This is a genomic window from Streptomyces hoynatensis (genome assembly GCF_003626535.1).
GTDB lineage: Bacteria > Actinomycetota > Actinomycetes > Streptomycetales > Streptomycetaceae > Streptomyces > Streptomyces hoynatensis.
Genome location: NZ_RBAL01000007.1, coordinates 129,852 through 151,595, shown reverse-complemented (window position 1 = coordinate 151,595; position 21,744 = coordinate 129,852). Strand labels below are relative to the sequence as shown.

Sequence of the window (21,744 nt, the reverse complement as noted above, 5' to 3'; positions counted from 1 at the left end):
CCCCTTCTTCGCCCTCCTCCTCTTCGGCCTGGCCCCCGCCGAGCCTCGCCGAGGTGACCGCCGAACTGCGCGCCGCGGGCTGCGTCTTCGCCGAGGAGGAGGCACGGCTGCTGCTCGACGCGGCGGCGCCCGGCGAACTGGCCGCCCTGGTCCGGCGCAGGGCCCTCGGCGAGCCGCTCGAACAGGTCGTCGGCTGGGCCGAGTTCTGCGGACTGCGCATCGCCGTGGAGCCGGGCGTGTTCGTGCCGCGGCGCCGCACCGAGTTCCTGGTCCACCGGGCGGCGGCCCTCGCCGCGCCGGGGGCGGTCGTGGCCGACCTGTGCTGCGGCACGGGGGCCCTGGGGCTGGCCCTGCACACGCTCCTGCGGCGGGCGGGGCGGCCGGCCGCCGCGCTGCACGCCGCCGACATCGACCCGGCCGCGGTGCGCTGCGCGCGGCGCAACCTGGCGCCGGCCGGGGGCGAGGTGCACCAGGGAGACCTGTACGCCGCGCTGCCCGGCGCCCTGCGCGGGCGGATCGGCGTGCTGCTCGCCAACGTCCCCTACGTGCCCACGTCCCAGATCGCGTTGCTGCCCCCGGAGGCGCGGGAGCACGAGCCCCACGCCGCGCTCGACGGCGGGGAGGACGGCCTGGACGTGCTGCGCCGGGTGGCCGCCGGTGCCGCGGAATGGCTGGCGCCCGGCGGGCACCTGCTCGTCGAGACGACAAAACGCCAGCTCCCGGCGGCCGAGGCGGCCCTGGCCGCGGCCGGCCTCCGCCCCCACCACACGACCTCGGACGAGGCCACCGCCCTGACCGCCACCACCCCCTGACCCCGGCCCACCCCGGCCCCGGCACCCCGCCGCGCCAGGGACGGCCTCTCCCCGGGTGGGGTGCGGGGCATGGGCCGCAAAAAGCCCGGCACAACGGAAAGCATCGAGCACCGGCCCCGCCCGGCCAGGGCTTCCGTACCATGGCGAACCATGACCGAACGCAAGCCTCCGGGCATCGGCTTCGAATCGTGGATCGACAAGCAGATCCGTGAGGCGGAGGAACGCGGCGAGTTCCGCGACCTACCCGGCGCGGGCAAGCCCCTGGAGGGCGGGGGCGAGCCCTACGACGAGCTGTGGTGGGTCAAGCGCAAGCTGCACCAGGAGGGCGTGTCCTTCCTGCCGCCGACGCTCGCGCTGCGCAAGGAGGCCGAGGACGTGCTGGCCGCCGCGGCGGTGGCCCGTTCCGAGGCCGAGGTGCGCCGGATGGTCGCCGAGATCAACGAGAAGATCCGCGCCGCCCTCCGGCGGCCACCCGAGGGGCCGCCGCTCAACCTCGTGCCCTTCGACCCCGAGCGCGTGGTCGCCGACTGGCGCGCGGGCCGGGAGCCGCGCGAGGGCAGCGCGTCCCCGGACACCGCCCGCTAGCCGCGGCACCCCGCCGTACCAGCACTCCCGCGGCACCCCGCCGCGCCAGGGACGGCCTCTCCCCGGGTGGGGTGCGGGGGCGCGGGCCGCGAAGAGCCCGGCGCAACGCAAAGCATCGAGCACCGGGCCCGCCCGGCCAGGGCCCCTCAGGGCACGGGCACCTCGATCGTGCCGCCGCCCGCGAGGACCGTCGCGCCGCCGATCGAGACCGACTCCAGGCGGCCCCCGCGGGTGCGGGCGGTGGCCTCGATGAGGCTGGGGCGGCCCATCAGGACGCCCTGCTCCACGCGCAGGGCGTGCGTGACCTCGCCCTCGCCGGGGGCCGAGGTGGCCAGCGAGGCCACGAGACCCGCGCAGGCGGAGCCGGTGGCCGGGTCCTCGCCGGCGTCGAGTGAGGGCACGAAGGAGCGGGCGTACAGGTGGCCGCCGGCGCGGAAATCGCCGGCGAAGACGTACAGGCCGGGCGCCCGGCCGGTGCTCGCCCCCGCCCAGGCGGCCCGGTCCAGGACGGCGCGGTCCACGGTCGCCCGGTCGCTCAGCCGCACGTAGCAGAAGTGCACGCCGATCCCGGCGTACCAGCAGGCGACGAGGTCCTCGGGGGCGAGGGAGAGCGCCGCCGCCACGGCCCCCGGCTCCGGGGCGGGCTCGGCGCGCTCCAGCGGCGCGGTCACCGTGAAGCGGCTGAACACCCGCCGCGCCGCGTCCCCCTCCCCGCCGGTCCGGTCCCGGAGGCTCACCTCGACCTCGATTGGCCCGATGCCCTCCTCGAACACCAGCCGTCCGGTGCCCGCGTCGGCGCCGCGGGCCGCGAGCACGGCGGCCGTGCCGACGGTGGGGTGGCCGGCGAAGGGAAGCTCCCCGGCCGGGGTGAAGATGCGCAGCCGGCAGGTGTGCGCGGGGTCCTCCGGCGGCAGGACGAAGGTGGTCTCCGAGAAGTTGAACTCCCGCGTGAGTTCCTGCATCGCCGCCTCGGACAGGCCGCGCGCGTCGGGGAAGACCGCGAGCTGGTTGCCGCCGAAGAGGCGGTCGGTGAAGACGTCGGCGAGCACGAACTCGCGGGGCGAGTGGGCGGGCCGCGGCTCGGGGAAGCCCGCGCCCGGGAGGTGGGGTCCGGTCATGGTCATCGGCTCCCCGCGTCCTCGCCGACCGGGTAGCCCGTCACCTCGGCTGGGTCGCGCGCCGGGGGGCCCACGTAGGCCGCGCTCGGGCGGATGAGGCGGCCGGTGCGCTTCTGCTCCAGGATGTGCGCCGACCAGCCTGCGGTGCGGGCGCAGGTGAACATGGCGGTGAACATGGGCGCGGGCACCTCGGCGAAGTCGAGGACGATCGCGGCCCAGAACTCGACGTTGGTGGCGAGCACCCGGTCGGGGCGGCGTTCGGCCAGCTCGGCGAGTGCCGCGCGCTCCAGTGCGGCGGCCACCTCGTAGCGTGGCGCGTTCAGCTCGCGGGCCGTGCGCCGCAGCACGCGGGCCCGCGGGTCCTCGGCCCGGTAGACCCGGTGCCCGAAGCCCATCAGCCGCTCGCCCGCGTCGAGTTTGTGCCGGACGTACCGCGCGGCGTCCCCGGTGCGCTCGACCTCCTCGACCATGCCGAGCACCCGGGCCGGCGCGCCGCCGTGCAGCGGGCCCGACATGGCGCCGACCGCGCCGGAGAGGGCGGCGGCGACGTCGGCGCCGGTGGAGGCGATGACCCTGGCGGTGAAGGTGGAGGCGTTCATGCCGTGCTCGGCCGCGGTGATCCAGTAGGCGTCGAGCGCGGCCACGTGCCGCGGGTCGGGCTCGCCGCGCCAGCGGCGCAGGAAGCGCTCGGTGACGCTGTGCGCCTTGTCGATCTCCCGCTGCGGCACCATGGGTTTGCCCGCGCCGCGGGCGGACTGGGCGACGAAGCTGAGGGCGAGCACGGCGGCCCGGGCGAGGTCGTCCCTGGCCTGGTCCGCGTCGATGTCGAGCAGCGGTTTGAGGCCCCACACGGGCGCCAGCATGGCGAGCGCGGCCTGCACGTCCACCCGGACGTCGCCGCTCCTGACCGGGATGGGGAAGGGCTCGGCCGGCGGCAGCCCCGGCCGGAACGCGCCGTCGACGAGCAGGCCCCACACGTCGCCGAAGGAGACGTGCCCGGCCAGGTCCTCGATGTCGAGCCCCCGGTATCTGAGCGCGCTCCCCTCCCGGTCGGGCTCGGCGATCTCCGTGTGGAAGGCGACGACTCCTTCGAGTCCCGGGACGAACTCGGACATCGGGCGGCTCCTCGGTACGTGCGGGGCGGTGGGCGGACGGCGCGCGGGGCGGCGCGAGGCGGCCGGCGGACAACGCCCCTGTTCAGGCGGTGAGTCTGGCGGTCACCTTAACTCCGGGTGTCGGGCGGCCACAGAGCGCGGGACAAAACCGCGCCCGGACCGCCGGTGTCGGCGGAGTGTTGCAAGATATGGCGCGTGTCCCACGCCGACAGCGATGCACGCGCCTTCGACAGTCCCCGCGGCAGTTCCCCCGACGCGCCTTCCGACGCAGGGTCCAGCGGTTCTTCCGGCCGTTCCTGCGGTTCTTCCGGCGGCCCACCCGGCGGCACCCTCGACCCGGCCCCGATGCGTGCGCGGTACCGCGCGGACGGGCTGGACGAGAAGCAGCTCGCGGCCGACCCCTTCGAGCAGTTCTCGCGCTGGTTCGCGCAGGTGGCGGAGAGCGGCCTGCACGAGCCGAACGCCATGGTCCTGTCCACGGCGGACGGCGCGGGCCGCCCCAGCTCGCGGACCGTCCTGATGAAGCAGTTCGACCGGCGCGGCTTCGTCTTCTTCACCAACTACGGCTCGCGCAAGGGACGGGAGATCGAGGCCAACCCGCGGGTCGCGCTGCTCTTCCCCTGGCACGGCATCGCCCGCCAGGTGATCGTGACCGGCACCGCGGAGCGCACCGGCAGGGACGAGTCGGTGGCGTACTTCAGGACGAGGCCGCACGGCTCGCAGCTGGGCGCCTGGGCGAGCGAGCAGTCCTCCAAGGTCGCCTCACGGGACGAGCTCGACCGCATGTACGCGGCGCTCGCCGAGCGCTATCCGGAGGGCGTGGACGTTCCGGCGCCGCCGCAGTGGGGCGGGTACCGGGTGGTGCCGGAGACGGTCGAGTTCTGGCAGGGCCGGGAGAACCGGCTGCACGACCGGCTGCGGTACGTGCGGGAGGGGGCGGGCTGGGCGGTCGAGCGGCTCTGTCCCTGAGCGGCTCCGCCCCCGCCCGGGGCGGCTCGGTCCGGCCGGGCCGGCCCGCTCGTCCCCGGCGGCCCGGCCCCGCGTCCCACCGGCACCCTCGGGGCGGTTTCCGGAACGGTCGCCGAAAAGAACTGAAAGAAAACCGGGAAGATCCGAAAGTATCTCGGAAAAACTTTCGGTGCCCGGGGAAAAGCTCCGGGAAAAGCAGCGATCCGCGGGCCTTGGTCCCCTGGGGCGCGGGCTGCGCCCCGGGGGAGCCGGCCGGACGACACCGGCGGCCCGCGGATCGGGTGACTGCTTGGGATTGGCCGGCGGCGCCGGCTCCACGTGTCGTGGGACCTTGGCCGCTAGGCCGCAGCCACCTCACGCGTCCGGTTGTCATACATCTGCCGAACCACCTCCCTTCTCGTGTGCCTCGTACGTTAGGCGCTCCCGGGAGGCCGCCACAACTTAATTTCAGTCGGGCAACGAGATTCCGCGAAACCCTATGTGACGGACGTCACCGTGGAGTTGAATGGTCCGGCGCACTCGACCGGTGCGCTTTTTCTCCTGTGCTGGGGGTATCAGGTGAACGCTCATTCCAAGGTCTCCGAGGTTTCCGGCGTCCCCGAGGCCGCGGGCCTCGCCCATGAAGCGGAGAACGACCCGCGCCCGCGCGAGGTCCACGCCGCCGACGGCCGGCTGCTTGCCGCCCTGCTCGACGGGATGGACGCCGCGCTGTTCGCCGTGGACGTCACGGGAAGGATCACGCACTGGAACGGCCAGGCGGAGCGCCTGCTCGGCTGGCCGCGCGAACAGGTCGTCGGCCGGCAGGGCCTCGGCGGCTGGGCCGTCCGCGAGGCGGACGCGCCCGAGGTGCTCGACCGCCTGCTGTCGGTGCTCAGGCCGTTGCAGGGACTGTCGGCGCACATGCCGGCGATCGAGGGGGCCGTTCGCCAGGCACAGGAGTTCCCGCTGCTGCGCCAGGACGGCGGCCGGGTGCTGGTGCGCGCCCAGACCACCGCCATCCGCGGCGCGGACGGCCGCCCCACCGGCGTCTACTGCGCCTTCAGCGAGGTGCACGCCCAGCTCGACCTGGAGCGGAACCTCGCGCTGAGCGAGGCGCTGCTGAAGGACTCCTCCTGGGCCGTGGTCGTCGTCGACGCCGACCAGCGCGCCGTCGCGGTGAACGACCGGGCCGCGGACGCGCTGGCCGTCTCCCCGGTGGACATGCTCGGCGAGCCGCTCGGCGAGTTCTTCGGGCCCGGCCTGGAGGAGCTGGAGAGCGCCGTCGAGCACGCCCTGATCGGCCGGGCGCCCGAGGAGCCCGTCGAGCTGTGGGTGACCCTCCAGGACGACGGGGCCAGGGAGGAGCCGATCGGCATCGGCCGCTCCAGACCCGCGGCGGCGCGCCGCTGCCTGCTCAGCGGCTTCCTCCAACTGGGATCGCCGCTGGCCTCGGACGCCGCCCCGCTCGGCGTGGCCTGGATCTTCCAGGACGTCACCCGCGCCAGGCAGCAGGCCCAGGAGGCGGCGAGGCAGCGCTTCCGCGACAGTCAGCTCAGCCGGGCGGCCCGGGCGGCGGCCGACTGCGAGGACCCGTTCGACGCCGCCGTGCTGCACCTGCACTACGCGCTCGCCGGCTTCGCCGACCACGCGCTCCTCGACGTCACCGCGGGCGCCAGGCTGGTCAGGATCGCCGAGACCCCGGCGGGCTTCGGCGCCGCGACCCCGACGCGCGGGGTGCCCGTGCGCTACCGGCCGGGACACCCGGCCCCGCAGGCCCTGGAGAGGGGGGTACCGGTGCGGGCGACCGGGGGCGTGTCCCGGTCCGGGTGGGCGGTGGAGCACCGGTGGCCCAAGGAGGCGGAGCACGCGCTGTGCGTGGTGCTGCGCAGCCGCGGCTGCAACCTCGGGGTGCTCACCTTCCTGCGCGGCGCGAGCCGCCGCGCCTTCGACCGGGCGGACGCGGCCTACGGTCAGGACGTGGCGCTGCGGGTGGCGTCGGCGCTCGACCTCGCCGGGCTCGGCGACCCTTGCGGCCCGCACGCCTGACCCGCGCCGCCGGCCGGCCCCTCGGCCGCGGCGGCGAGGGGAGCGGCGGCGGGAGCGGCGGACCCGGGGGCGGCACGCCGCCACAGGATGCGGTCGGCGTGCTCGGCGAACACCCGCTCGTTCCACTCCGCGCCGCCGTCCACGTTCGCGGAGCGCAGCAGCGGCGGCTCGGTGCCCCCGGCCGCCAGCCGGCCGGCGGCCTCGGCGACGACGGCCTGGAGCAGGGCGCAGGTCACCACGGTGGACGCCGGGGCGAAGGGCGCGCCCACCCCCTCGGCGTGCAGGGTGGTGTCGCCGATCGGGACGCCGCTGTCCAGCACGAGATCGCAGTGGTCCTTCAGGAAGGTGCCGGAAGGATGCCGGGAGGCGGTCGCCTCGGCGTACCGCACCGAGGTGACGCCGATCACCCGCAGGCCGCGCGACCTGGCCTGGCTCGCCATCTCCACCGGCAGCGCGTTGCGCCCCGAGAGGGAGACGACGATCAACAGGTCGCCCGGCCGCGCCGGGCTGCTGTCCAGGACGGCGGGGGCCAGCCCCGCGACGTGCTCCAGGGCGCTGCCCAGGGTGGCGGGCGAGACGTCCACGCCGGTGGTGCCGGGGACGGAGAGCAGATTGACCAGGGCCAGGCCGCCCGCGCGGTACACCAGGTCCTGGGCCGGGAGCGCGGAGTGGCCGGCGCCGTAGGCGAAGAGGGTGCCGCCCGCGGCCACGGTGCCGGCGATCAGCCCGGCGGCCTCCGCGATGCGGTCCGCCTCCCGCTCGCGGGTCTCGGCGAGCAGGCCGATGGCGGCGTCGAAGAACTGACTGGCGAGCGTCTCGCTCCGGTCGTTCATGGCTGGCGCGTCCCTTCCGGCTCGTGCGGCCCACGCGGACCGCGCGGCCCCGCGGTCGCACGCCGGGCCCGGCACACCGTAGTGGTCTGGACCACTCCGGTGTCAATATGCGCGGGGGCGAAAACGCAGAAGGGGATCGGTTGTCAGTGGCGTGCGTCAGTATGGAGGGCAGGGCCACCGCACGAGATATCGAGGGGCACTCATGTCCGGACTTATCGATACCACCGAGATGTACCTCCGCACCATCCTGGAGCTGGAGGAGGAGGGGGTGGTGCCGATGCGGGCCCGAATCGCCGAGCGACTGGAGCAGAGCGGGCCGACGGTGAGCCAGACGGTCGCCAGGATGGAGCGGGACGGCCTGCTGACCATCGCGGGGGACCGGCACCTGGAGCTGACCGCGGAGGGCCGCAGGCTGGCGCAGCGGGTGATGCGCAAGCACAGGCTCGCCGAGTGCCTGCTGGTCGACGTGATCGGGCTGGAGTGGGAGCAGGTGCACGCGGAGGCCTGCCGCTGGGAGCACGTGATGAGCGAGGCCGTGGAGCGCCGCGTCCTGGAGCTGCTGAACCACCCGACCCAGTCGCCTTACGGCAATCCGATCCCGGGGCTGGAGGAGCTCGGCGAGACCGGCCCGGTCGATCCGTTCCTGGAGGAGGGCATGGTGGCGCTCTCCGACCTGGACGCGGACGGCGGGAAGACGGTGATCGTGCGGCGCATCGGGGAGCCGATCCAGACGGACGCGCAGGTGATGCACACGCTGCGGCGGGCCGGGGTGCACCCGGGGGCCTCGGTCAGCGTCACCTCGGGCGCCGGGGGCGGCATCCAGGTCGGCAGCGGCGGCGAGGCGGCGGAGCTGGACCCGCGGGTCGCGATGCACGTCTTCGTGGCGAAGGGCTGAGCCGCGCCCGCGGGCTCGGCCGGCCCGCGTCGCGCAGGAGTGCCGCCCCGGGGCGGGGCGGCCGTGGGGCCGGGCCGCCGCGCGGCGGCCCGGGGGCGCACCGGCCGCGGTCGTCCGGGCCCGGTGCGGGCGGCGGACGGGCCGGGGCGGGGCCGTGGCGCGGCGGCCGTCCCCCGGGAGAGGCGCCCTGGCGCCCAGGCGCCGCCGCGGCGGAGAGCGGCGCGGGTGGGCGAGGGGGCGAGGGCCGCGAACCGCGGCGGCCGTGATGCGGCGCAGCAGGCGGTGCGCGGGCGGCCGGCGCCGCCGGTGCGTGCGGTCCGCCGGGCGAGGGGCGTGGGAGCCGCGCGGGCCGGGTGAGCTGCGGGCCGGACGAGCCGTGCGGGGCGTACGGCCGGATGGGCCGCTGCGGGTGGTGCGGGGCGTGCGGGTGGTGCGGGGCGTGTGGGCTCGTTTGGGTCGGTGGGTCGTGCGGAGCCGTGGGGCCGTCGGTGCCTCGGCGCGCGCGGGCGCCCGGCGCGTTCGGGGCTCCCGCGAGGTCATGGCCTCCGGTCGCCCGGTGCGGACCCGTTGATCTCCCAACGGCGCGCCCGCTGCGGGTGCTTCGAGGCGGTTCCGGTGAGTGGAGTGGGGCGTTTTTTCTTGCGGTATCGGACGGTGTCGGCCCTTTCCCGGGCCGCCGATGCCTGGTGGGCGGAGGTGCGCGGCGCGTGGGAGTGCCACCGGGGCGTTTCCCGTTTCCCGGCCGCGGGTCCCGGCGCGGGCCGGAACGGGAAGCGCTCGCTCGAACAGGTGAAGGGAGGGCGCAGGACATGGTGTTCGAAAATCTATTCGATACCGTAGGGGTGGATCGGCAGGCGGCGGGCGATCGTTGAGCGGGACGGGAGGAAGGACGGGTGGAAGGGCGGGAGGAAGGACGGGTGGAAGGGGGAGTCGGCGGATGGCCGAGCGCGTGGACCGACTGGACGTGACGGGCAGCGGCGGAGTACGGCTGGTGGCCTGGGAGTTCGCCGAGTCGCCCGGGAAGAGGCGAGCGGCCGCCGGGCGGCCGGGGGTGCTCCTGCTGCACGGACTGATGGGGCGTGCGGCGCACTGGGCGGAGGTCGCCAGCCGGCTCGCGGGCAGGTACCGGATGGTGGGCCTCGACCAGCGCGGGCACGGCGACAGCGCCAAGCCCGCCGAAGGGCCCTTCGGACCCGAGACCTTCGTGGCGGACGCCGAGGCCGCGGTCGAGCAGCTCGGGCTGGGCCCCGTCACCCTGATCGGGCATGCGATGGGCGCGCTGACGGCCTGGCAGCTGGCGGCCATCCGCCCCGATTTGGTGCGCGCGGTGGTCATCTGCGACATGCGGGCGGCGGCCCTCGGCGCGGGTTCCCAGCGGCAGTGGCGGCAGTGGCTCGCCTCCTGGCCGCTGCCCTTCCGGGGCCTCGCCGAGGTCAGGCGCTGGTTCGCCGAGGAGGACCCGGCGCTCGACCGGCCGCGCCCGGCCCGCGGCGAGTTCTTCGCCCGGGTGATGGCGGAGCGCCCCGACGGCTGGCGGCCGGTCTTCTCGCGGCGGCAGATCCTGCTCGCCCGCGAGGGCTGGGCGCACGACGCCCACTGGGAGGAGCTGGCCCAGGTGCGCTGCCCGGCCCTGGTGCTGCGCGGCCTCGACGGGGAGCTCGGCCGGGCGGAGGCGCAGGAGATGGTGCGGGTGCTGCCGCGGGGCAGCTACGCCGACATCCCCGACGCGGGCCACCTGGCGCACCTGGAGCGGCCGGAGGAGTGGCGGGAGCGGGTGGAGAAGTTCCTGGCGGAGGCCGAGGCGGTGTAGCGCGGCCGGGCGGCGGAGGCGGTCGGCGTGCGGCGGAGGCGGCCGGGCGGCGGCCGGGCGGGCGGTGGCCTGCCGCCCCGGGCCGGGGGCCCGCCGCGGACCGTGCCTGCGAACGGCCCGGACCCGGCGGGCCGTTCGGCGCCGGCCTGGCCGCCGGGCCCGTTCAGCCGCGCCGCCGGGGCCCGTTCAGCCGCGGCTGACGGCGGTCAGGATCTCCGGCAGGCGGCGGGCCGTCGCCGGGGCGGCGACGCGCAGCCCCGCCCAGGCCGCCAGCAGGCCGTAGCCGAGCCCCACCGGGAGCACCGGCCAGGCCGCGGCGTCCGAGACGTTCAGCCAGATCGTCAGCGCGATCACCGGCGAGGCGACCACCGCGGCCGAGCAGGCGCCGCCGACGATCGTGAACCAGGCCGTCGCGCCCTGCCCCGGCGCCACGTTCTTCATCGGGCTGTCCTGCGGGATGGAGTAGGGGAACCGGGCGCTGGTCACCGCCCCGACGCCGAACATCGCGCCCTGGAGCGCGAGCGCGAGGCCGAGCGCGTCCGGCAGCTGCCCGAAGGCGCCGGAGAGCGCGCAGAAGAGCGACACCACCACGACCGTGCAGGGCACCGACACCACGGCGATCGCCAGCGCCCGGCCGCGCAGCTCGGCCAGCGCGTCCCGCGGCGTGCAGATGGTCTGCGACACCAGCCAGAAGCCGCTGTAGTCCTGGCCGAACTGGTTGTACATCAGCAGCCCGAACAGCCCTGACACCCAGCAGGAGTTGTAGACGCTCCCGGAGTCCTGCGCCGCGAAGACCACCGGCAGCAGCAGCCCCATCCCCAGGGAGGTGACCCAGCCCATCTTCGCCTTCGGGTCCCGCCAGGAGTAGCGCAGCGAACGCAGCATCACGATGCCGGTGCGCCCCGGCGGCAGCAGGGCGGCGAGCGCGCTCCCCCGCGCCCCGGCGCGCCGTTCCGCGCCCTCGGGCGCGGCCTGGAGCGTCGAGGAGTCGGGGGCGGTCAGCAGCCGGGTCAGCGTCCGCCGCCACCAGGCGAAGAGCAGCCCCCAGGCCAGCAGGGTCCAGGCCAGTGCCGCCGCGCAGAGGCCGGGCCGGCCCTCGCCCGCCGCCCGCACCGCCTCGATCACCGTGGCCGGCGGCAGCCAGCGCAGCACGTCCGCGATCGGCTCCACCGGCGCCAGGCTCTCGTCCGCGGACAGGCTGGACAGGCCCAGGTTGACGCCCTGTATGCCGAAGGCCACCACCACGCCGCTGAACACCGCGAGGTCCCGGCCCCGGCGGCTGGTGAGCAGCCGGGCGTTGGCCGTCGCCAGGGCGCGGGAGAGCGTGACGCAGACCAGCAGCACCAGCGGCACCGCCAGCACCGCGAGGGCCGTCCCGGCCGGGCCGTGCGCGGCCGTCGCCGCCGCCCCGCTCACCAGCAGCACCGTGAACAGCGCCCCGGTGCCCACCGCGGAGGCCACGAGTTCGGCGCCGAGCAGGGTCCGCGGCGGCAGCGGCAGCATCGCCAGCCGCCCCGGGTCGAGGGTCTCGTCGCCCCCGCCCACGAACATCGGCATGAACGTCCAGCCGAGCGCCACGACCGCCACCAGGGCGATGCCGACGTCCTCGGCGTACGCGTGCCCGCGCAGCGCCACCAGCCCCAGCAGCCCCAGCCCGCCGAACAGCAGGGCGACGAGCACCGAGCCGAGGAACGCCGCCGACCTGCCGGTCGACTGCCGCAGGCCGTTGCGCAGCAGCGAAAGCTTCAGCCGCACGAAGGTCGCGGTCACCGCCCCGGCCGAGGCCCGGCCGTCCCCCGCCGCGCCGGCGCCGTACGGCGCCCCGGCGGGAAGGGCCGGGTCGGCGGGCGGTCCGCTCGCCTGGCGTGCGCCGGGGGCGCTCATCGCGGGCCGCCCAGCCAGTCCAGGCTCTGCCCGGCCGGATTGCCCTGCGCGCCGACCAGTTCGAGGAAGGCGCTCTGCAGGCTGGGCGCCGCCCCGCGCACCTCGGCCAGCGGCCCGTGCGCCCTGATCCGGCCCGAGGCCAGCACGGCCACCCAGTCGCACAGCGACTCCACCAGCTCCATCACGTGACTGGAGAAGACCACCGTGGCGCCCGAGGAGGTGTACCGCTCCAGCACGCCGCGGATGGTCTGCGCCGACACCGGGTCCACGCCCTCGAAGGGCTCGTCCAGGAACAGGACCTCCGGGTTGTGCAGCAGCGCGGCGGCGAGGCCGGTCTTCTTGCGCATGCCCGTGGAGTAGTCCACCACCAGCTTGTGCTGGGCGGCGGAGAGGTCGAGCACGTCGAGCAGCTGGTCGCAGCGGCGCTCCACCTCGGCCGCGGGCAGGCCGCGCAGGCGGCCCATGTAGGTCAGCAGCTCCCGGCCGGTGAGCCGTTCGAAGAGCCGCAGCCCCTCGGGCAGCACCCCGATCCGGGACTTGACGCCCACCGGGTCCCGCCACACGTCGCGCCCGCCGATCTCGACCAGCCCCGAGTCGGGGCGCAGCAGCCCGGTGATCATCGAGAGCGTCGTCGTCTTGCCCGCGCCGTTCGGCCCCACCAGGCCGATGAAGCGTCCGGCGGGCAGGTCGAGGTCGATCCCCGCCACGGCCGTCTGCTCGCCGAACTGCTTCCACAGGCCGCGCACCCGCACCGCGGCCGTCTCCGGCCGGCCGTCCCCGCCCGCTGTCCGTTCCCCGTCGTCCATGCGTTTCACTCTAGATGCGCCTTACCGCCCGATCTCCTGCCGGTCGAACACCCGGCCGCACCACCGGCGCCTGGCCGCCCGCCGCGGCCCCTTCCCCGGCCCCTCGCGCGGGCCGCCGGCCGCGGTGGTCCGAGCGGGCGGGGGCACGCGCCGGGGCGAGCGGCCATGCGAGGGCGCTCCGCGCGAGGGTGCTCCGCGCGATGGCGGGCCGCGCGGGCGCGCCGTGCGAGGGCGCTCCGCGCGGGAACGCGCCCGGCCGGGCGCGCCCCTGCGGAACGTGGCCGCGGAATGCCCCTCCGGAGCGTCCGGTGCGGTGCGATGCGGTGCGATGCGTTGTGGTGCGTTGTGGTGCGTTGTGGTGCGGAACGCCCCCTGGGGGGCGGGCGCCGTTCCGGCGCGCGTGCGGCGGGCCAGCCGGGGCGCGCCGAGCGGCCGGGACCGGCCGGCGGTCTCGGTCCGCCGGGCGGCCCGGCCCCCGGCCTGCGGCGTCCCACCGTGCCCGGTGCCCGCGGCCTGCGGTGCCCGCGGCCTGCGGCGCCCTGCCGCGTACGGTGTCCGTCGCGCCCGGTCCCCTCGGCCTGCGACGTCCCCGGCCCGCGCTGCCGCCGGGTCCCGGCGCCCCGCCGTGCCCGGTGCCCGCGGTACCCCGTCGCGCTCGGTACCCGCGCGCCCGGCGTCCCCGGCCGGCGGTGTCCCTGGGGCCCGGCGCCCCGGCGTTCGCGGCGTCCGGTGTCCCCGGGTCCCGGCGGCCCGCCGTGCCCGGTGCCCGTCATGCCCGGTGGTCGCAGCGTCCCGTCGTGCGCTGTGTCCTGCCCCGCGCGCCCGGGCGGCGGCGCCCCAGCGCGCCCGATGGCCCCCGGACGCTGCGGCACCCCGGCGTGCCCGCTGTCCGGCACGTCGGGTGTCTGCGGCCTGCGGCGTTCCGTCGTGCCCGGCGTCCCCGGCCCGCGGTGTCCCGGGTCCCGGTGACGGGACGTGCCCGGTGTCCGGCACCCCGTCGTGCCCGGAACTCGGCCCCCCCGGCCCCTGTTATGCCCCATGCCCACAGCTCCCGGCGCCCCGCGTGCACGGCTCCCCGGCGTGCCCGGTGCCCTCCGGCCTGCGGCGCCCCGTTGCGCAGGCGCCCGTCCCGCGCGGTGCCCCCGGTCCGCGGCGCCCCGGCGCGCGGCACGCCCGGCGCCCCCGGCGCGCGGTGCCTCGTCGTGCCCGGTGTCCGGCACGCCGGGGGTCCGCGGCCTGCGGCGTTCCCGTCTGTCCGGCCCGCGGTGTCCGCGGCTCCCTGTCGTGCCGGTGCCCGGCGTCCCCGGTGCCCCCCGGCCTGGGGCGCCTCGTCGCGCACGGCACCCGGCACGCCCGGTGCCCCCGGCGCGTGGCGCCCCATCGCGCTGCGCACCATCGCGCGCTGCGCCCCGGCGCGCGCTGCGCCCCGGCGCGCACGGCGCCCGGCGCGCACGGCGCCCGGCGCGGGCGGTGCCCCGGCGCGCGCGGTGGCCGGAGGGCGTCCGGTCAGCCGGCTTCCTGGCGGCAGGCGTAGGCGAGGGGCGCGATGACCTCCTCCACGCCGGGCAGCCAGCGGTTGGCCTCTGTGGGCCGCCGCACCCACTGCACCCGGCCGCGGTCCCCGACCCGGGTGGGCGGCGCGGCCACCCAGCCGCCCTCGCCCGCGACCCGCAGACCGAGCCCCGCGGACGGCCAGCCCAGCTGCCGCAGCAGCCCGGGCACCCGGGCGGCGCCGCCGGGCAGCACGAAGAACTGCATGCTGCCCTGGGGGTGTGCGGACACCGGGCCGAGCGCGACCCCGGTCCGCTCCATCCTGGCGAGCGCGAGGCAGCCGGCCGTCTCCGGCACGTCGAGCACGTCGAAGGACCGGCCCGTCGGCAGCAGCACCGCGGCCCGCGGCTGCCGCGCCCAGGCCCGCCTGACCGCGGAGGCGCTGCCCGTCGCCAGGCCGCGGAAGTCGGCGTGCGCCGGGTGCGCGCCCGGCGCATCGCAGCCGGCAAAGGCGCACGAACAGCGCACGTCCGGTCCCGCGGACACCAGCCATGCGCCGGGCAGCACGTCCCAGTGCCGGTCCTCCACGTACCGGACGGCCTGCTCGACCAGGGATTCCGTGGGCCGCGGCGGCTGCCCGCCCGCGGTGCCGGGGGAGGGGAGTCGGGGGCTTCGTTCCAGGGGGATGTCCAGGTTGATTTCCACGTTGATCACAACTCGATTGCTCCGCATGGGTTACGGGCTCGCGCGAGTGTGCGTGAGGGGAGCCGTCACGCACGCGGGGCGCATCGGTGCATTGACCGGGGCATACGGGATGGATTGGGCATGCGGCGGGCAGTGATGAGCGCGGATCTTCCCGGGGAGCCGGTCAGCAAGGGATCAGCAAGGGAGCCGCCCATGACAGCAAGACCTCTCATCTCCCGCCAGCCCAACGAGCGCCTTCTGTCGCTGGTCCGCGAGGCCGCCTGCTCGAACGCCGGCCTCGCCCGCCGGGTCAACATGTGCGCCGCGGAGCGCGGCCTCGACTATCGGTACGACAAGACGTCCGTGGCCCGGTGGATTCGCGGCCAGCAGCCGCGCGGCCGGGCGCCGGAGATAATCGCCGACGCCATCGGCCGCAAGCTCGGCCGGCAGGTGACCGTCGAGGAGATCGGGATGGGCAGCGCCCGCCAGCTCACCTCGGCGGTGGGGCTGCGCTTCGCGGCCGGGCTGGCCGATGCCGTGGAGCAGGCCGCCGAGTTGTGGCGCTCCGACGTGGCCAGGCGCGAGGCGGGGGAGGCGGCCCAGGGGCGCGGACCCTACGGCCCCGGCGGCTCGCACGTGGCGCCGGCCGCGCTCGTGGAGCCCAGCCGGGACTGGCTGATCAGCCCGTCCGACCAGGCGGTGGCCCGTTCCTCCGGGCCCCGGGTGGGCCAGGCCGACGTCGCCGCCCTGCGCGCCACCACCGCCGCGCTGGTCGAACTCGATCGCCGCTGGGGGGCGGGTCACGTCAGGCCGGTCGTCGTCCACTACCTCAACAGCGTGGTGTCCCAGCTGCTCACCGGCTCCTACCGGGAGTCCGTGGGGCGCGACCTGTTCGGCGCCGCCGCCAGGCTGACCGAACTCGCCGGCTACATGGCGGTGGACAGCGGCCTGCCGGGGCTCGCCCAGCGCTACTACATCCAGGCCCTGCGGCTGGCCCAGGCCGCGGGCGACCGCGGCTTCGGCGGCTACGTCCTCGCCGCGGGCATGAGCCACCTCGCCGCCGAACTCGGCAACCCGCGCGAGGTCGTCCAACTCGCCCGGGCCGCCCAGGAGGGCACCAAGGGCCAGGTGCCGCCGCGCGCCGAGGCGCTGTTCCTCGCGGCGGAGGCGCGCGGCTTCGCCCAGTCCCAGGACCGCGAGGGCTGCCGCAGGGCGGCCGGCGCCGCGCTGGCCGCGCTCGAACGCGCCGGGGCCCCCGAAAGCGCGGGAAGCGCGGGGAGCGCCGCGGGCGCCCCAGAAGGCGAGGACCCGGACTGGATCGCCCACTTCGACGCGGCCTACCTGGCGGACGAACTGGCCCACTGCCACCGGGACCTGGGCCAGGGCCGGGCCACGCAGCAGCGGGCCGCCGAGGCCCTCGCCGGCCACCCGCCGAGCCGCGCCAGGCGGCGCGCGCTCGGGCTGCTGCTCATGGCCCAGGGGCAGTTGCAGGAGGGTGACCTCGACCACGCCTGCCACACGGCGGACGAGGCGGGCACGCTGCTGCACGGCCTGCGTTCCGGCCGCGGCACGCAGTACTTCGAGGACTTCAAGGCCAGGCTCGAACCCCACCGCAAGGAGCCGCGGGTGCGGGAGTTCGCCGCCCGCTGGTCCGGCAGGTAGGCGCAGGTCCGCGGGGCCTTCCCGGCGGCGGGCCCGGCCCGGCGGCCGCCGCGGGAAGGCGGCGCGCGGCCGGGCGCCGCGCCCGCTCCCGGCACTCCGCGCGCCGTGCCGGGGATCTCGCCCGGCCGCCGCGGCGCGCCGATTCCCGCGCAGATTCCGGCCGCGGGCGCCCGACTTGACCCCGGGACGCGGGAACGCGAGGCTCCCGTGGAGCCGGTAGCGTGAGCCGGTACACGGCGTGAAGCGAACGAGGAGCCCGGGTGACGACCCACAGCGGACCCGACGACGAGCCCCGCGAGGGCGTGATACTGCCGTCGAGCGGCGGGGGATCGTGGGACTCGCGGCCTCAGGGGGCGGCCGCCCCCTCGACCGGACAGCCGTGGGGCCAGCCCTGGGGCCCGGGCGTGGCCGCCGCCGACTCCCCGCAGGGCCAGGGCGGGGCCGCCCCGCAGCCGCCGGGCCCGCCGCCCGCGCAGCCCTACGGCCCGCCGCCCGGCCAACTCCCCGGCGCCCCGCAGCCTGGCCAGGCCCCCGGAGCCGCGCCCCCCGCCATACCACCGGCCATGCCACCGGCCGCGCCCCCCGCGGCGCCGCCCGCCATGCCGCCCGCGCCGCCCGCCCCGAGCGCGCCGTTCCCGGCCGGGCCGCCGCCCGCGGCACCGGCGCAGGGCGCAAGCCCGCACGACCAGCCGACGATGCTCGCCCCCGCGGTGCCGGCCCCGGGCGCGCCGTCCCAGGGGCGCCACGCGCAGGTTCCGCCCGCCCCCGGCGCGCCGGGCGGCCCGGCCGGCGCGAACCCGCCGCAGGCCGCGCACGCACACCACGCACCACCTGCCCACCCGGGGAACGCCTCCGCGCCGGCGGGCGGCCCCCAGGGCGCGCCCCCGGCGGGCGCCGGGCGCCACGCGTCCGGCCCGGGCGCGCACCGGGCCCCGGCCGGGGAACTGCCCCGGCAGGCCACCCCCGCGATGCCCAGCGTCCCGCCCCCGCCCCCGGCGCCCGAGGAGGCGGCCACGCAGTTCCTCCCGCCGGTGGGCGGCGCGCCCGACGAGGCCGCGACCCAGCTGATCCCGCCGGTGGGCGGCGCCCCCGACGAGGCCGCCACGCAGCTGATCCCGCCGGTGGACGACGGCGGCCCGCTGGAGGCGACGGCCCAGATCAGGGCGCTTCCCCTGCAGGCCACCCCGGAACGCCCGGACCGGGCGCCGGGGAACCGGGCGCCGGGCGCGGACCCGGAGGGGGCGACGCAGCTGATCCCGCCGGTCGCGGCGGACCCCGAGGCCACGACCCAGCTGCGGGCGGTCGCCCCCGGCCGGGCCTCCGGCGGCCGCGGGAGGGGCCCGCGGCCCTGCGGCGCGCAGCCCGTGCCCCCGGGACCCGGCCGGCCGGCCGCCGGGGGGCCCGCCGGCGGCGACTTCGAGAACCTCTTCAGGTCCGCCGCGGAACCGGCCGGCGGCCGGCCCGGCGGGCCGGGTCTGCCCCCGCCGCCCTACGGCGGCGACGGCCCCGCGCGGCGCCGTTCCCCCCTGCTGATCGTGGCCGCGGTCGTCCTCGGCTGCGCGGTGATCGGCCTGGGCGCGGGCGCGCTGCTCGGCGGCGGCGATGGGGGCGGCTCGGACACCGAGACCTCGCAGAGCGCGGCGGCCGGCGACTCGGAGCAGCCAGGCGACGGGGAGACCGGGGCGGACGGCGGGGAAACGCCCCAGGACGAGGGGCAGGACGAGGCCGGGGACGAGGAGGCGCGGGCCCAGGCCGAGGCCCTGTCGGCGCTGCTCGACCAGAGCAACGACAGCCGCGACGCGGTGGTCGGCGCGGTGGCGGACGTCCGCTCCTGCAAGCACCTCGGCCGGGCGGCCCAGGACCTGCGCGCCGCCCGCGACCAGCGCAACGGCCTGGTCACGCAGCTCAACTCCCTGGAACTCGACGCCCTCCCCGACGGCGAGGCGCTCGGCCAGGCCCTCGTCGAGGCCTGGCAGTCCTCGGCCCAGGCGGACGAGAACTACGCGGCCTGGGCGGAGGAGGCGGCGAACAACCGCGACCTCTGCCACGGCGGCCAGCTGCGGCGCACCGACCGCGCCGACCAGGGGGACGCCGCCAGCCAGCAGGCCACCGAGGCCAAGCAGCACGCGGCGGAGCTGTGGAACCCGGTGGCCAGGCAGTACGGGCTGCCCGAGCGTGACCCGGGACAGCTGTGAGCGAGGGCACCGGGACAGCAGGGGAAGGCGAGGCGGCAGCGGAGGGCGAGGCGCGTCGGGCGGGCCGTGGTGGCGAGGGCGGGGCAGGCGGGGGCCGGCGTGGCCGCGGGGTGCCCGTACGATCGGGTTCCGTGCAGGCTTCGGAAAGGTCTTCCCGTCACGCCAGGCGTTCCTCCACCATGGCAGGCATGCCGCTCAACGACATGCCGTGGTGGCGCTGGCGCGCCAACGTGCGCTCGGCGCTGCACATGCTGTCCGACCCGCACTTCCACGAGAACTACTGGGTGCCCAGGGTCCCGGGGTACGGCGACGTGACCGACGCCGTCTACCGCCTGGTCGAGGACACCTGGCTGGACAACTGGTCGGCCGAGAAGTACGTCGGCACCGTCTTCCGGGACAGCCAGGAGGCGGCGCTGGTGGACGCGGCGGTGCTGCGCGTGCTGCGGATCATGCACCAGGTCGGGGCCGACGCCCCGGTCTCCGACTACCTCGGGCACCACGGCTGGCCGGAGGCCGTCAGGGCCGCGCGCGAGGCGCACATACGGCTCGCGGCGAACGACGGCGAGGACCCGGACACCCCGCCGCGCTCCCTCGACGAACTGCACGCGGCCCTGCACTCCGTGTGAGCCCCCCGTCGGCGCACGGTGAACTCGCCGCGGGCTCGCCGCGGGATCACCATGGGCTCGCCGCGGGCTCCCGGGGCGTTCCCGCCGCGCCGCGGGCGGGGGCCGATCCGGCTGCCGCTCGGGTGCCGGACGCGCGCCACGCCCGGCCCCGCGCTGTGCCAGGCTAGGCCCATGAGCCCCTCGACCAGCGAATCGCCCGACCGTTCCGCGCAGTACGTCCTGATCCTCTCCTGCCCGGACAAGCCCGGCATCGTGCACGCCGTCTCCAGCTTCCTGTTCATGACCGGCTGCAACATCGAGGCCAGCCAGCAGTTCGGCGACCGGGACACCGGACTGTTCTTCATGCGCGTGCACTTCTCCGCGGTCGAGCCGGTCACGCTGGAGAAGCTGCGGGCCAGCTTCGCCGCCGTGGGCGACACCTTCCAGATGGACTGGCAACTGCACGCCGCCGCGGAGAAGATGCGGGTGCTGCTGATGGTGAGCAAGTTCGGGCACTGCCTCAACGACCTGCTGTTCCGGGCGAGGAGCGGCGCCCTGCCCGTCGAGATCGCCGCCGTGGTCTCCAACCACACCGACTTCGCCGAGCTGACCGCGTCCTACGGCATCCCGTTCCACCACATTCCGGTCACGGCGGAGACCAAGCCGGATGCCGAGGAGCGGCTGCTGCGGCTGGTCGAGGACGAGCGCGTCGAACTCGTCGTGCTCGCCCGGTACATGCAGGTGATCTCCGACGACCTGTGCAAGCGGCTGCCCGGGCGGATCATCAACATCCACCACTCCTTCCTCCCCAGCTTCAAGGGCGCGCGCCCGTACCACCAGGCGCACGCCCGGGGCGTGAAGCTGATCGGTGCGACGGCGCACTACGTGACGGCCGAGCTGGACGAGGGCCCGATCATCGAGCAGGAGGTGGAGCGCGTGGGCCACGAACTCACCCCGCAGCAGCTGGTCGCGGTCGGCCGCGACGTGGAGTGCCAGGTCCTGGCCCGCGCGGTGAAGTGGCACAGCGAGCGCCGGGTCCTGCTGAACGGGCGCCGCACCGTCGTCTTCGCCTGAGCGCGCGCCCCCGGCCCGAGACGCGCGCGCCCGCCCCCGGAGCGGGGGCGGGCGCGCGGCCGTCGGGAACGCCACCGGACGCCGGCGAGGCCGTGCGAGGTCAGGGGCCGCCGCGGAACGTCAGGGGGCGCCGGCGGGCGTCACAGGGCGTCGGCGAGGCGGTCCACCTGGTCCGGGTCGGGACCGTGGCAGTAGCACATGACCTCGTCGGCGCCGAGGTCGCCGAAGGCGGCGATGGCCGCCCTGACCTCGGCCTCCGTGGTGAGCAGGCCGGCGGTCATCCGCTCCGGCGCGCCGGTGAAGGCGTAGTAGGCGTGCATGGCGCTCCTCGCCTCCTCCACCACCCGCGGCGGGCCGAGCGCGACGTTGACCTGGGCGACCAGGCGGGGCTCGCCCGCGCGGCCGTGCGAGCGCCACTGGCTGCGGACCGTGTCGAACAGGCCGCCCGCCCAGGAGGGCGGCGCGGCGGCGAGGAAGCCGTCGCCCCACCGCGCGACGCGCTCCAGCGCGGCGGGCTTGAAGCCGCCGAAGAGCAGGGTGGGCCCGCCCGCCCTGGCGGGCGCGGGCCCGATCGGCCCGGCGCCCTCCCCGTAGGGTTCGCCCGCCCACAGCCGGCGCATCACCGCCAGCTGGGCGTCCAGGCGGCGGCCCCTGGTGCGCAGGTCGACGCCCGCGACCAGGTGGTCGTCCTCCCGGCCGCCGACCCCGAGGCCGAGGACCAGGCGGCCGCCGCTCATCCGGTCCAGGGTGGCGGCCTGCTTGGCGAGCAGGGCCGGGTCGCGCAGCGGGGCGAGCAGCACCTCGGTCTGCACCCGCAGGCGCGAGGTGGCGCCGGCCAGCACGGCGAGCGCGACCAGGGGTTCCGGGTTGTCGTAGACGAGCCGGTCGAGCAGGCCGAGCGTGGTGAACGGCCCGGCCTCCGCACGCCGCGCCCAGTCGGACAGGGCGGCCGGGTCGCCGACGGGCAGTCCTAGCCCTATGTCCATGGAAAACCTCCGAAGGAAGAGACGCCGAAGCAACGGCGAAACAGCAGAAAGGCGCCGCCCCTCCGGCGCCTCGGCGAGACGGGAAGCGCCCGCTCTGCGGCGTACTTCTTCGGGCGCGTCTCCTCGGAGTGGGGCACAGTCTACGAGCCCGCCCGGGAGGGGCGGCCCGGCGGGGGCCGGGGCCGCCGAGGACCC

Annotated in this window: 16 protein-coding genes and 1 pseudogene; 10 read left to right on the top strand and 7 right to left on the bottom strand. The window is 76.9% G+C overall.

Annotation, left to right across the window (positions count from 1 at the left end):
* Window positions 1-53: 53 nt before the first annotated feature.
* Entirely contained in the window at window positions 54-812 is a 759-nt protein-coding gene (locus D7294_RS14540) for a putative protein N(5)-glutamine methyltransferase (RefSeq protein WP_120679590.1), read from the top strand.
* Between the two features lie 150 nt (window positions 813-962).
* Complete coding sequence (locus D7294_RS14535) at window positions 963-1,397, top strand: DnaJ family domain-containing protein (RefSeq protein WP_120679589.1); 435 nt, start codon at window positions 963-965, stop codon at window positions 1,395-1,397.
* A 146-nt stretch (window positions 1,398-1,543) separates the two neighbouring features.
* Here the strand turns inward: D7294_RS14535 and D7294_RS14530 are convergent, their stop codons facing one another.
* The gene (locus tag D7294_RS14530; RefSeq protein WP_158674626.1) at window positions 1,544-2,515 is read right to left on the bottom strand and encodes a PhzF family phenazine biosynthesis protein; all 972 of its coding nucleotides are present in this window, start codon (window positions 2,513-2,515) and stop codon (window positions 1,544-1,546) included.
* A 2-nt stretch (window positions 2,516-2,517) separates the two neighbouring features.
* Window positions 2,518-3,630, bottom strand: a complete 1,113-nt coding sequence (locus D7294_RS14525; protein WP_120679585.1) for a citrate synthase 2 — start codon at window positions 3,628-3,630, stop codon at window positions 2,518-2,520.
* Between the two features lie 345 nt (window positions 3,631-3,975).
* Between D7294_RS14525 and pdxH the strand changes: the two genes are divergently transcribed.
* Both pdxH and D7294_RS14515 read left to right on the top strand, forming a co-directional pair.
* Window positions 3,976-4,599, top strand: a complete 624-nt coding sequence (pdxH, locus tag D7294_RS14520) for a pyridoxamine 5'-phosphate oxidase (protein WP_120679583.1) — start codon at window positions 3,976-3,978, stop codon at window positions 4,597-4,599.
* Window positions 4,600-5,157: 558 nt separating this feature from the next.
* Complete coding sequence (locus tag D7294_RS14515) at window positions 5,158-6,624, top strand: PAS domain-containing protein (protein WP_422070696.1); 1,467 nt, start codon at window positions 5,158-5,160, stop codon at window positions 6,622-6,624.
* Between the two features lie 74 nt (window positions 6,625-6,698).
* Here the strand turns inward: D7294_RS14515 and D7294_RS14510 are convergent.
* Window positions 6,699-7,457 (bottom strand): annotated as a pseudogene (locus D7294_RS14510) (SIS domain-containing protein); the annotation flags it as partial.
* Window positions 7,458-7,659: 202 nt separating this feature from the next.
* Between D7294_RS14510 and D7294_RS14505 the strand changes: the two are divergent.
* A complete protein-coding gene (locus tag D7294_RS14505; protein ID WP_120679579.1) occupies window positions 7,660-8,352 on the top strand; it encodes an iron-dependent transcriptional repressor DtxR in 693 nt (230 codons plus the stop codon).
* A gap of 937 nt (window positions 8,353-9,289) precedes the next feature.
* A complete protein-coding gene (locus D7294_RS14500; RefSeq protein WP_120679577.1) occupies window positions 9,290-10,162 on the top strand; it encodes an alpha/beta fold hydrolase in 873 nt (290 codons plus the stop codon).
* Window positions 10,163-10,348: 186 nt separating this feature from the next.
* Here the strand turns inward: D7294_RS14500 and D7294_RS14495 are convergent, their stop codons facing one another.
* From D7294_RS14495 to D7294_RS14485, 3 genes are all read right to left on the bottom strand, one after another.
* A complete protein-coding gene (locus D7294_RS14495; RefSeq protein ID WP_241562360.1) occupies window positions 10,349-12,046 on the bottom strand; it encodes a transporter in 1,698 nt (565 codons plus the stop codon).
* Window positions 12,043-12,852: an ABC transporter ATP-binding protein gene (locus tag D7294_RS14490; RefSeq protein WP_120679575.1), complete on the bottom strand. Its 810-nt coding sequence runs from the start codon at window positions 12,850-12,852 to the stop codon at window positions 12,043-12,045. The genes D7294_RS14495 and D7294_RS14490 overlap by 4 nt, the downstream gene beginning before the upstream one ends.
* 1,506 nt (window positions 12,853-14,358) lie before the next feature.
* A complete protein-coding gene (locus tag D7294_RS14485) occupies window positions 14,359-15,048 on the bottom strand; it encodes a bifunctional DNA primase/polymerase (protein ID WP_422070706.1) in 690 nt (229 codons plus the stop codon).
* A gap of 192 nt (window positions 15,049-15,240) precedes the next feature.
* On the opposite strand from D7294_RS14485, the gene D7294_RS14480 reads away from it, so the two are divergent.
* The 4 genes from D7294_RS14480 to purU all read left to right on the top strand — a co-directional run bounded on the left by D7294_RS14480 (window position 15,241) and on the right by purU (window position 20,563).
* The gene (locus D7294_RS14480) at window positions 15,241-16,689 is read left to right on the top strand and encodes an NsdA family TPR-like regulatory protein (RefSeq protein WP_120679571.1); all 1,449 of its coding nucleotides are present in this window, start codon (window positions 15,241-15,243) and stop codon (window positions 16,687-16,689) included.
* Window positions 16,690-17,657: 968 nt separating this feature from the next.
* Window positions 17,658-18,884, top strand: a complete 1,227-nt coding sequence (locus tag D7294_RS14475; RefSeq protein ID WP_147450830.1) for a hypothetical protein — start codon at window positions 17,658-17,660, stop codon at window positions 18,882-18,884.
* A 179-nt stretch (window positions 18,885-19,063) separates the two neighbouring features.
* Window positions 19,064-19,510 (top strand): SCO4402 family protein, encoded by a 447-nt coding sequence (locus tag D7294_RS14470; protein ID WP_174248353.1) that lies wholly within the window; start codon window positions 19,064-19,066, stop codon window positions 19,508-19,510.
* Between the two features lie 171 nt (window positions 19,511-19,681).
* A complete protein-coding gene (gene purU / locus D7294_RS14465) occupies window positions 19,682-20,563 on the top strand; it encodes a formyltetrahydrofolate deformylase (RefSeq protein ID WP_120679565.1) in 882 nt (293 codons plus the stop codon).
* A 140-nt stretch (window positions 20,564-20,703) separates the two neighbouring features.
* On the opposite strand, the gene D7294_RS14460 is transcribed toward purU, so the two are convergent.
* Complete coding sequence (locus D7294_RS14460; protein ID WP_120679963.1) at window positions 20,704-21,549, bottom strand: LLM class flavin-dependent oxidoreductase; 846 nt, start codon at window positions 21,547-21,549, stop codon at window positions 20,704-20,706.
* Between the last annotated feature and the right edge of the window lie 195 nt (window positions 21,550-21,744).